9 protein-coding genes are annotated in these 11,418 nt (G+C 69.6%); 7 read left to right on the plus strand and 2 right to left on the minus strand.

Annotated elements, in window-relative coordinates; translation table 11 throughout:
• The first annotated feature begins 226 nt into the window (after positions 1–226).
• From ACIBVQ_RS38685 to ACIBVQ_RS38715, 7 genes are all read left to right on the plus strand, one after another.
• A complete protein-coding gene (locus ACIBVQ_RS38685; RefSeq protein WP_386187472.1) occupies positions 227–649 on the plus strand; it encodes a hypothetical protein in 423 nt (140 codons plus the stop codon).
• 153 nt (positions 650–802) lie between these two features.
• Positions 803–2,371, plus strand: a complete 1,569-nt coding sequence (locus tag ACIBVQ_RS38690) for a PQQ-binding-like beta-propeller repeat protein (RefSeq protein WP_399183838.1) — start codon at positions 803–805, stop codon at positions 2,369–2,371.
• Positions 2,368–3,258 carry a hypothetical protein gene (locus ACIBVQ_RS38695; protein ID WP_362780568.1) on the plus strand — a complete coding sequence of 297 codons (891 nt, stop codon included), beginning with the start codon at positions 2,368–2,370 and terminating at the stop codon, positions 3,256–3,258. The genes ACIBVQ_RS38690 and ACIBVQ_RS38695 overlap by 4 nt, the downstream gene beginning before the upstream one ends.
• Entirely contained in the window at positions 3,243–5,717 is a 2,475-nt protein-coding gene (locus ACIBVQ_RS38700) for a PQQ-binding-like beta-propeller repeat protein (protein ID WP_399183840.1), read from the plus strand. The genes ACIBVQ_RS38695 and ACIBVQ_RS38700 overlap by 16 nt, the downstream gene beginning before the upstream one ends.
• A gap of 157 nt (positions 5,718–5,874) precedes the next feature.
• Positions 5,875–7,170, plus strand: coding sequence for a serine/threonine-protein kinase (locus tag ACIBVQ_RS38705; RefSeq protein ID WP_399183842.1), 1,296 nt, complete (start codon positions 5,875–5,877; stop codon positions 7,168–7,170).
• A 298-nt stretch (positions 7,171–7,468) separates the two neighbouring features.
• On the plus strand, positions 7,469–8,248 hold the full coding sequence (locus tag ACIBVQ_RS38710; RefSeq protein WP_362780575.1) for an electron transfer flavoprotein subunit beta/FixA family protein: 780 nt from the start codon (positions 7,469–7,471) through the stop codon (positions 8,246–8,248).
• Between the two features lie 18 nt (positions 8,249–8,266).
• Complete coding sequence (locus ACIBVQ_RS38715) at positions 8,267–9,220, plus strand: electron transfer flavoprotein subunit alpha/FixB family protein (protein ID WP_362780577.1); 954 nt, start codon at positions 8,267–8,269, stop codon at positions 9,218–9,220.
• A gap of 161 nt (positions 9,221–9,381) precedes the next feature.
• Here ACIBVQ_RS38715 and ACIBVQ_RS38720 read toward each other — a convergent pair whose 3' ends face one another.
• Positions 9,382–9,837 (minus strand): calmodulin-binding protein, encoded by a 456-nt coding sequence (locus ACIBVQ_RS38720; protein ID WP_352015204.1) that lies wholly within the window; start codon positions 9,835–9,837, stop codon positions 9,382–9,384.
• A gap of 196 nt (positions 9,838–10,033) precedes the next feature.
• Positions 10,034–11,224: an MFS transporter gene (locus ACIBVQ_RS38725; RefSeq protein WP_399183845.1), complete on the minus strand. Its 1,191-nt coding sequence runs from the start codon at positions 11,222–11,224 to the stop codon at positions 10,034–10,036.
• Between the last annotated feature and the right edge of the window lie 194 nt (positions 11,225–11,418).

Genomic DNA, 11,418 nt, shown 5'->3' on the forward strand with positions numbered 1-11,418 from the left:
CCTGAACGACGAAGGGCGTGGGTGTCCTCCGGACCCCACGCCCTTCGGCTTTGCCCCGGTCGTTGCCGGGGCACCGTTTCACCCTCCTGCCCGGCGCCGGTCCGTCAGGTTTCCGCGGCGTGTGCGATTTCGCAGCCGGAAGAAGAACAAAAGGCGGGCCGATAATCGGCGGCGGTGTAACCATGACGGCGGCGGGGGAGATGAGATAGAAGGACTGGGAGGGCGCGTGAACGTTGCCGATCTGGCAAATCAGGTGACACCTTATGTGGTGGCGGCGATAGGCGCCTACGGAGGCGCGGTGCTGGCCAAGACGCAGGATCTGGCCGCCGACGAGTCGGTGAATCTCGGGCGCAGGCTGCTGCGGCGTTTCGTCAAGCGTGAGGAAAGCCGCGATCGCATCGAGTTCGCCGTTCAGGATCTCGCGGACGAGCCGGAGGACGAGGACGCCCTGGCCGCACTCCGTGGTCAGTTGAAGAGGGCTCTCGCCGCCGATCCCGAACTGGCCGGGGACGTGGCGAGGTTGCTGCGGGCCGCCTCCGCCTCCACTCCGGTGGTGAACAGCGGTGGCCAGGTCGTCGCTGGAAGCTCGATCTCCGGGGACAACGTTCAGATCGGATCGGCACGGGACGTCAACCTCCATCGACGCTGATTCGCCGGGAGGTCAAGTGGACATGGCTTCCTGAAGATGTACTTCGTAATCGGGAAGTGGCGCGTTCGTGAATCATGGGTGTGGCTTGCCCTGCTGTTCCTGCCCTACCTGGTGATTCCTTCTTCGCTTCCTCCGGTGCCTTTCCGCGTTCCCGTGGAAAATGGAGGCGCGGCCGTTCCCGGCGGTATTCGCTCGCTGCTGTGGAAGGTGAAGATCCCGGAGGACCTGTCCAACACCGTCTTCGTCGGTGACGTGCTGGTCGTGACACACGGAGATCAGATCGAAGGCAGAGAAGCCGACACAGGGCGTCTCCTGTGGTCCTTCGGCGTGTCGGACTCCAACGGCTACAGCCCGCCGGAGGAGCGCATCGGGGCGACCGGTGACTACGTCGTCGCGGCGATTCCGCGCGACGGGAAGGACAAGACGGACGAAGAAGCCCCCAGGGGTGATGGCCTTCTGACGTTCAACGGACGCACTGGAGCGCTCCTCTGGACGCTCGGGTCCGGATTCCACGGCTCCGACACGCCCATGCCCCCTCTGGTGACCTATCTCGGTGTCGGTGAGGGGAACGTACTGATCCACCTTCCCGCCATCGGTGTGGTGAGAGCCCTCGACGTGGCGGACGGGCGCCGCAGATGGGACTCCCCCCTCCCCTCCGGGTGCCTCGGGCAGACAGGCGGGGCGGACCGGTGGGTCGTCGCGATGCTGATCTCCTGCGGGCGGGAGACCCGTCTGCGTGTGCTGAGCGCCTCCACCGGCAGGTGGCTCTGGGAGCAGGAGGTCTTTCCCCTGGGCGATACCCTGGTCGTGGTCGCCGACGGGGTGGTGGGCCTGGAGAGCGACAACGCGTTGAACGTCTACGACGCCGACGGCCGGCAACTCTACGAGCACGTCGCCGAACACGCCTGTCCGTGCTCTCTCGTCGCCACGGCCACCGGTGTGCTGGTCGTGGGGCAGGACGACTACAGAAACTCCTTGTTGACGGCGATCGTGGACCGGCGATCCGGCCGCGTCATCGAGAGCGAGGACGAGAGTGTCTCCTTCATGGCGGTTCAGGCGCTCGACGGGCGGATCTACGCGACGAGGCGGCTCGGTGAGCTTCAGAGCTCCATCGTCGTGACGGTGGATCCGGTGACGGGAGAGCAGACGCCCGTCGTCGCCTTTCCCGCTCCCGTCAGCCTGCTTGGCATGAGCCGGTACGCGTTGCTGTTCGCCTCCGCGTCCACCTCGTCGCTGGCCGCTTACACGACGGTTCCGCCGTCGGCAGACCCCGGCGCCACGGCGCGCGGAGGCGTCGGTCGTGAGAGGTGGCGTGACGCGTGTGCCCTGATCCCGGCCTCCACGCTGAGGGCCGAGTTCCCGGAGGCTCACTACACTCCTGTCGCCCGGCCGGGGCCGCCGGAACTCGCCCTGGACACGCCCGTCGGCTGCGACCTGGTTCCCGGCGACGCGAGGCATCCCGTCATCACGATCGACATCAGATGGGCGGGAACGGACAAGGACGAGACAGAGGACGTTCTTCAGGATCTGATGGCGAGGTTCGACGAGAAAAAACCCATCCATCTCGGGCATGGCGCGCAGATGTACACCAACAGTGCGGTGCGCGATGTCGCGATCCTACGGGCGGGTGACACGGTGGTCCGCATGGACGGCGCGGGCGGCCACGAGGTCACCGTGAGACTCGCCCGCCAGGTGGTTCGTGGCCTTCGGGCGACGAGATGACCCGTCATCCGCCTGAGACCGAGCCGGTCGAGCAGCCCGCCGCCGCCCCGAGCCTGCACCATGCGACGGTTGGCGGGAACAACGTCCAGATCACGTCCGCCAGGGACGTGACGGTTGTCTCCGAGTCTGCGGGAAGACCCGTCCGGCGGCGTTCACCGGTGTGGCTGTTCGTCGTAGGCGTCGTCCTGGCGGTCGGCGCGGTAGCGTTCGGCGAACGCTCCACTCTGGCCGACGTGGCTCAGGACGCTCTCGGCGCGCCGGTCCTGACCGCCGTCACCACATCGATAGTCAACGTCGGAGACTCCTTCGCGATGCCGGACGAGTTCTCGACCGCCGAGCACGCCCTTCTGCTGCGCGCTCCGAGTTACCGGCAGCTGACGGAGACGCTGTTCCGTCACCATGCGGCTCGGCTGGGGACGATGAACGTGGTCACCGTTCTCCGGGGCCGACGCCACGGCGCCGTCAGGATCATCGACGTCCGGCCGTACATCGTCAGGTCCGGGCCCCCTCCCACGGGCACCTGTCTCACCATCCCCGCCCAGGGAGGTGGTGAGGAGTACAAGGTCAAGGCGGACCTCGACCACCTGAACCCCAGAGGCGGTCAGTCGAGGTTCCTGCCCAAGAGCATCGATCTGGCATATGGGGAGCGTGTGACGGTCGAGTTCACGGTGCATGCCAAGAACCGCTGGTACGAATGGGGTATCGAGGTGGTTTACGCCTACAAGGACAGTGGGGAGACCGAGAGCGCGTTCTTCCAACAGGCCAACGGACAGCCGTTCAGAGTCACAGGAGAGGCGCCGAGGTACTCGGTCGTCTACAACGATCCCAGCAGTTTCGGTGTGGGTTACCGGATCACCGGTAGGAATCAGCCGTGCGGAAGGCGATGAGAACACGGCTGCTGGCGGTCCTTCTGGTGCTGGTCCTGCCCTTGCCCCTGGCGGACGCACCGGCGGCCGCCCAGCCACGAGCGCGTCTCGTCCCTCTCTGGCACAGGGACGTCTCGATCCCGCAGGGGGAGTACGGGTACGCCCTCACGTCACGTGACTTTCTCGTGTACACCGCACGCGGTGTGCTCGCACTCGGCCTGGACGACGGACGGCCAAGGTGGAGACACCACCTCTCCACGGCGACGGCCGTGGGCTGGAGCATCGCCTCCGGCGTTTTCGTCGTCGACTACTACCAGCCGTTCGCCCAGGTGAACAGGCGGCACCAGCTGATCGCGGTGTCGAGCGTCACCGGAAAGGAACTGTGGCGCAGACGGGGGCTGTCCCTCCCGCCCCGGGGACGGAGGTCGGCGGCCCTGCAGGACCGCTCGCCGGTCTTCCTCACCAGGAAGTCGGAGAAAGGAGGGCTGATCGCCGTTTCGCCGGGCACGGCGCGTGATCTGTGGAGCTTCCGCCCTCCCGCCGGGTGCGACGTCTCCCAATCGGCGGTTCGTGCCGCCGACGTGGTGCTCCTCCTCACCTGTGGCCGGTCGCCGCGCATGCTTCTCCTGGACGTGGCCACCGGTGCGACGCGCCGGTCGGTCCGGCTTCCCGCGGGGGCGGTCTCGGACTTCCAGGTCGCCGATCACGTGATCGCGCTCTTCGGTGACGGTGCGATGACCTTGTACGACGACGAGGGGCGGGCGGTGCTCCGGCGCGGGGAGTGCTGGCCGCGATGCGCGATGACGTACGAACAGGGCCTCGTGCTGACGACCTACCACAGTGGTGAGGAGGATGTCATGGAGGCGGCCTCCTGGCCCGGAGGCGCCCCTGTGTGGCAGGTGAGACCGGCGCCGGCGTACACCGGCCTGGTCGAGGGAGGCGTCGGAATCCGGGCGACGGAGGAGGAAGGCCTTCCGGTCGTCGACCTGGTCGAGCCCGGGACCGGCGAGGTGACCTCCTACGGCCTTCCGACGCCCGGCAGGCCGCTGGCGTCGGCCGGTGAGCGTCTCTACGCAGGAAGCGTCATGAGCGCGGTGGGGCAGACGCCGAGCGTACGCATCGCGGCCCTGCGACGTGGCCAGGGCGGAGGGACGCCGCTGCTCGCGGGTGTGGACCCGGGCCGCTGGCCGGACGCCTGCGCGCTTTCCCCGGGGAGGACGTTCTCCGCCGGGACGCCCCGGACCACCCTGTCCGGTTACACCATGCCCAGCCCTGTCGCCTGCCGCCACACCGATCGGAACGGCGGCCACCTCGTCGTACGTGTCCTGTGGGTCGCCGACGATCCGGGCGAGGCCGTCGGCACGATCGAGACGCTGCGGGACGTCTACGCGTACAGACCGGTCACCGGCATCGGAGACCAGGCCGTCGCGGACGCGACCCTGCCGAGCACCGTTGTCCTCAGGGCCGGTTCGGTGGTGGTCTCCGTCGTGTCGGGTGACATCTCCGTTCGGCGCCGGCTGACGGAACTCTCCGGATCCGTCGCCGACCGGCTGCGCGAAACCGATGTCGTCAGTGAGGCGCGGGCCGTCCCCGCTCCCGCGCCACCACAGCGGTTCAGGCTGCTCCGCCTGCCGGGAACGCGAACGGTGGTGGCCGAGGACGCCACGACCTCCCCCTGGCTGGGCGCCTATCTGTCCGGTGAAGACCTCTACGTCCGAGTGAAGGGAGTCTTCGCCCGGTTTGACGGGACGGTGAGGGCTCTTTCGCCGACCGGTGCCTGGGGGGCCGGGACCACGGAGAGCTACCCGGCGCAGGGCCGGGACCCTGTGACGATCGTGGACACCGCGACGGGGAAGGTCCGCGAGGTGCCGACGGTCAAGGCGCCCATGGGTGTGGTCCGCCCCGTCTGGTCGCCGGACGGACGTCTGCTGTTGACCGCCCGCACCCAGGAGGCGATCACCGGTTTTGTGATCGTCGACGTGGCCACGATGAGTTCCCGGTTCGTCCACGTCGCCCATGGCGGCCGTTACTCAGGAGGATTCCGCTGGGGGGCGGACTTCAAGACGGTGGCCGTTCAGACCGGGCTCGAACGCGACGAGGAGGACGCCCACCGTGACGTCACGTTCTTCGACCTCCACGGTGCGGTGCGACACCGCTTCAAGAAGGTCGGGAAACTGATGGGAGAGCAGAACTGGATGTCCCCCTCCGGGAGGGTCTTCGCCACCCGTTGCGCCGGGCAGGCCGGTCAGCTCTGCCTCTGGCGAACGGCGGACGGCGCGCAGGCGGCCCGGGTTCCGGTGGATTCAGGCCGTTTCATCGCCTGGTACGGCGAGGACCGCTTCCTCGGCCGGCACACCCTGTCCTCAGGGGAACGGGTGGTCGGGATCACCGACCTTCTCGGCCGGTTGCGCGCTCAGCTCGCCACGACCCCCAAGGGCGAGGAACTGGAACCGGTCGTCGTTTCCCAGGCCGGAGCCTGATCTCCGGACGGTCTCCGTCCGGAAGATGTGAGTTCCGGTAACCGTGATGAAGAAGCCGGGTGTAGGCCCGTGTCCTTTATGGAGGGTTTCTCGGAACCTCTTCGTGCGGGAGCGGCCCGGCTGAGGCACGATGAGGGGACAGGCCGGAAGGAGCCGCATGGGAGCGACCGAGGGTGACCGCCTTGGCCCGTACCACCTGCTGTCCACGCTCGGCGCCGGAGGTTTCGGCGAGGTCCACCTGGCACTCGACCCCGACGGGCGGACGGTCGCGGTAAAGATCCTGCATCCGCACGTCGCGGCCGACGCCACGGCCCTGGCCCGCCTCTCACGCGAGGTCGAGACCATGCGGCGGGTCCAGGGGCCGCACGTCGCCGAGGTCCTGGACGCCTCCATGGAGGGCGCCCGCCCCTACCTGGTCACCCGCTACGTGCAGGGCCGCCCGCTCAGCGCGCTGATCTCCGCCGAGGGCGCGGTCCCCGGCGACGATCTCGTACGGCTGGCGCACGGCCTGGCGCGGGCGCTGGCGGCCGTACACGCCGCGGGGGTCGTCCACCGCGACCTCAAGCCGGCCAACGTCATCATGGCCGACGGCGAGCCGGTCGTGATCGACTTCGGTATCGCCTCGGCCCTCGACGCCGCCTCCGTCACGGCGTCGGGGACGGTCATCGGCACTCCCGGATACCTGGCGCCCGAGGTCATCGAGGGCGCGGCGGCGGGCCCGGCGGCCGACCTGTTCTCCTTCGGCGCCACACTCGCCCACGCCGCGACGGGGAGGCACCCGTACGGCACCGGCCCGGCCTCGGCGGTCGGCTACCGCGTCGTCCACCACGATCCCGACCTTGAGGGGGTTCCCGGCTGGCTTGAGCCGGTGCTGCGCGAGTGCATGCGGCGTGACCCGGCCGCCAGGCCCACGGCGGCGGAGGTGCTCGGACGCCTCGGGGCCGCGGCCCCGGAGGTCGGCGAGCCGCTTGCACGGCCCCGGCGGGCCTTCGCGGTGCCGGGAGTCTCCACAGGTTCCACGGACTCCTCAGGCGGCGGGGCGGTGGAGACCGGGGTGCACGCGCTGACCACCCGGCAGTGGCGTCCGGGGCGGCGCCCGCCGCAGGGCAGGCTCTCGGCTGAGGAGGCCCTGCGGCGCCGCAGGGTCGTGGTGCACCGTCGCTGGGTCGTCGGCACGGGGCTGCTGACCGCGCTGGCGGCGGCGACGGCGCGCGGTCCGCTGCCGGAGCTGTCGCTGCTGTTGCTGACGGCCTACGGCCTGACGGTGTTCGTGGACGGGGGAGTCGCCCTCCTCGCCCGTAAGGACCGGGGCCGGGCGATCGTCGATCTGGCGGGTGGCGCGGGAGCCGTCATACTCTGGGCCGTTCTGGGCACCTTCTTCAGCACCCTTTCACTCGCGCTCGCGTTGGGTACGGTCCTGTTCGTTCTGGTGGCCATCCTCGTGTCGAGCTGAGCTATGGGACCCGGCCACGATTTCCGGAACATAGTTCGGTATGGTGGGGGTGTGTGACTGGTCGGCCAGCCCTGGCCGTCGGCGTCAGCCGTACGACCCGGGTAGGCTACCGATCGGTAACATGGTGCCGGAGGGCAGGGACGGGACATCCCGGCCATGCCGTCCGCTGCCGTTCCGCCCACGGGGACCCGGCAGTCTTGGCATCGCGTGCACGTACCCCGCGTGCGCGTAGGGAGCATTCGGCGCTAACCGCAGCGACGCGGTGGCGCACGCGAACACGGGAGGTCGGCCACCGGCCATGAACATCGTCGTCTGCGTGAAGCAAGTCCCCGACACGGCGACCGAGCGCAAGCTGCGGTCCGATGACAAGACGATCGACCGCGACGCCGCCGACGGCGTCATCAACGAGCTGTGCGAGTACGCGGTCGAGGAGGCGCTGCGCCTGAAGGAGGCGCACGGGGGTGAGGTGACCGTCCTCACCATGGGCCCCGACAAGGCGAGCGACACCATCCGCAAGGCCCTGGCCATGGGCGCGGACAAGGCGGTCCACCTGGTCGACGACGCGCTGCACGGCTCCGACGCGCTGGGCACCTCCTACGCCCTGGCGCAGACGCTCAGGAAGATCGGGTTCGACCTGGTCGTGCTCGGCTCCGAGTCGACCGACGCCCGTACCGGAGTGCTCGCCGCCATGCTGGCCGAGCGTCTCGGCGTCCCGCAGCTCACCTTCGCCAACAAGGTCGAGGTGGGCAAGGGCACGATCACCGTCCAGCGCGTCACCGACTACGGCTACGACAGGGTCGAGGCCTCGCTGCCCGCCGTCGTCTCCGTCGTCGAGAAGATCAACGAGCCGCGTTACCCCTCTTTCAAGGGCATCATGGCCGCCAAGAAGAAGCCGGTGGAGAAGCTCGGAGTCGCCGACGCCGAGATCGACGCCGCCCAGGTCGGCCTGGCGGGCTCCTGGAGCGAGGTGACCGACTTCGCCGCGGCTCCGCCGCGCGCGGCGGGCACGATCGTCAAGGACGAGGGCGACGGCGGTGTGAAGGCCGCCGACTTCCTCGCGTCGAAGAAGTTCGTCTGAGAACGGGGGTTGCCTGATATGTCTGAGATTCTCGTTCTGGTCGAGCACGTCGAAGGTCAGGTCAAGAAGGTCACGCTGGAGCTGCTGACGCTCGCCCGAGGGCTGGGCTCGCCGTCGGCGGTCTGGGCCGGGCCCGGATACTCCGCGGAGGCCCAGGCGAGGCTGGCCGAGCACGGAGCCGAGAAGATCTACGTCGCCGACTCCGCCGAGGTCGCTGACTACGTCGTGGCCCCCAAGGCCGAGCTGCTCGCCCAGCTCGTCTCGGAGAAGGCTCCGGCCGCGGTGCTCGTCGCCGCGACGGCCGAGGCCAAGGAGATCGCGGGCAGGCTGGCCATCAAGATCGACTCCGGTGTGCTGACCGACGCGGTCGGTGTGGGGGACGGCCTCGTGGCCGACCAGTCGATCTTCGGTGGCGGGGTCAACGTCCACTCGCGCGTCACGAAGGGCACCCCGATCATCGCGGTCCGCCCCAACGCCACCCCGGTCGAGGCCGCGGCGGGCGCGGGCGCCGAGGAGCGCGTCTCCGTCACGATCTCCGAGGCCGCCAAGGCCGCCAGGATCGTGGAGCGGGTCAAGGAGGAGAAGGGGGCCCGTCCCGAGCTGACCGAGGCCGCGATCGTGGTCTCCGGTGGCCGTGGCGTGGGTTCGGCGGAGAACTTCTCGGTCATCGAGGGGCTCGCCGACTCCCTCGGCGCCGCCGTCGGCGCCTCCCGCGCCGCGACCGACGCGGGCTGGTACCCGCACCAGTTCCAGGTGGGTCAGACCGGCAAGACCGTCTCCCCGCAGCTCTACATCGCCGCGGGCATCTCCGGCGCCATCCAGCACCGGGCCGGGATGCAGACGGCCAAGACGATCGTCGCCATCAACAAGGACCCCGAGGCGCCGATCTTCGAGCTCGCGGACTACGGCGTCGTGGGTGACCTGCACCAGGTCGTCCCGCAGCTGACCGACGAGATCACCAAGCGCAAGTAGTTCACAGGACCACGGAAAACGGCGTCGCGCCCGGGTGCGGCGCCGTTTCCCGTGTGACCGTCCGGCGGCGGGCCCGCCGCCGGACGGCGCTGTCCTCACTCAGGGAGTCCCCAGGCGTCCCCCGACGGTCTGGACCTCCCGTTCACCACGGGTCGTGTGCCCTACGGCACGGTCACCTCACGCACCAGGTGCGAGCTCCACGGGCACCAGGTGTTGCCGGGAAGGAACGCGCCGCCCACCTCGGACAGGTGCTCCTCGACGTAGCCGATCGAGGCGTCGCACACCTCGGTCGCGACGTCGAAGAAGTCGACCGTGGCGGGGTCGTAGTGGTAGCTCCAGGACGGGTTGTAGCTTTCGGTGCCGGTGACGATCTTGCCGATGACGCTGCGCCTGTCGGTGGACAGGCCGCTCAGCAGATCCCTGGCGTGCCGGATCTTGGAGGTGTCGGTGAGCTTGAAGACGAACGTGTCGCTGCCGGCGTCGGCGAACTCGAAGTAGGCCACGGGTCCCAGGGAGGCCTTGGAGGCCGGGCCGGTCTGCTGCGCCTGGGCGGTACCGGCCAGGGCGAGCGTCGAGGCCAAGGCGAGTGCGGTGACCACCGGAAGGACGGGTCGCATGAGCATCTCCTGTTCTGACGGATCGTGAATACGACGTACTTGACAGGCAGTGCACTACCAGTCAGAACTGTAGATCAACGATCAACGACACGTACAGAGGGTTTTCTGCCTTGGTCTCTTATTTGGATGTTGTTCGCATTTAAGACATATATGTCCGGCCTTCCGCGGAATGCGGAAGGCCGGAAAGACGACCTGGTCAGGCGGCCATGGACAGCTCCCGCTCCCGCGTCTCCTCCACGGCGGCCGGTACGGCGGGGCGGGGCAGGAACCGGGCGGCCAGCGCGATCAGCAGCCCCAGGACGACGGCCAGGAAGAGCGCGGTCCTGAGGGTGGTCACATGCGAGACGAACCCGATGATCACCGGGCCGAGCAGCAGCCCCGCGTAGCCCATCGCACCGGTCTGGGCGATGGCCGGACCGGGGTTGGCCGTCGCGCCGCCCGCCAGGGACAGGGCCATCGGGGAGACCGTGGCGACCGCGACGCCGACCAGGAGCATGGCGCCCACGGCGACCGGGGCGGTCGGCGCGCTCAGCACCGCGCCGAAGGTGGCCGCGGTCGCGAGGCCCGCGGTGACGATCATGCCTCGGGCGCCGAAGCGGGCCCTGACCCGGTCGCCGGTGAGCCTGCCGAGCAACATGCCCGCCTCGAAGACCGGGTAGCCCAGCGCGGCCACGGCCTCGGCCGCGCCCAGGGTGTCGCGCAGGTACAGACCGTTCCAGTCGGCGATCGTGCCCTCGACCATGAACGCGCAGAAGGCGATCACACCGAGCAGGTAGACCACCGGAGGCATCCGGCGGCGGCCGGCCGCGGCGGCCTTCTCCGACAGGACGGGGTCGGGCAGGTAGGAACGGCTGATGACGACCAGTACGGGAAGGGAGACGAGCGCCACCAGGATCAGGTGGGCGGTGAACGACAGGCCCGCCGCGATGGCCGCCGTGCCGAGGAGACCCGCGGAGATCGCGCCCACGCACCAGCCCGCGTGCATGCCGTTCATCAGCGGCCTGCCGTAGGCGCGCTCGACCGTCGCGCCCTGCGCGTTCATGGCGACGTCGACCGCGCCGAACGCCATGCCGAACAGCGCCGCGGCGACGAGCAGCAGGGGATAGGTCGGCGCCAGGGCCAGCAGGGCCAGGGTGACCGCGCACAGGGGAGCGCCGACCCGCAGGACGCTCCGGCTGCCAAGCCGTGCCATCACCCCGCGCATCGACTGCATGGTGACCAGCGCGCCCAGCCCCCACACGAGGAGCGTGACGCCGATCGACGCCTCGGACAGGCCGAGTTTGTCGGACAGCGCCGGGATACGCACGGTCATCGACCCACAGAGCAGGCCGGCCAGCACGAATGTGAGAACTGCCCCGGTTCGGGCTGTCCTCAGGTCGCGGGTCATCACTAAATCCCTTCACAAAAGGTTGTTTCAACGGTGAACGAACGGGGACACACGAGTCGGGGGGGGGGGGCCCCCCCCCCCCCCCCCCCCCGGGGGCGGGGGGGGGGGCCCCCCGGGGGGGGGGCGGGGGGCCCCCCCCCCCCCCGGGCCCCCGGGGGGCCCCCCCCCCCGGCGCCCCCGCGGGGGGGCCGCGG

The sequence above is a fragment of the Streptosporangium sp. NPDC049376 genome, assembly GCF_044466505.1.
GTDB lineage: Bacteria > Actinomycetota > Actinomycetes > Streptosporangiales > Streptosporangiaceae > Streptosporangium.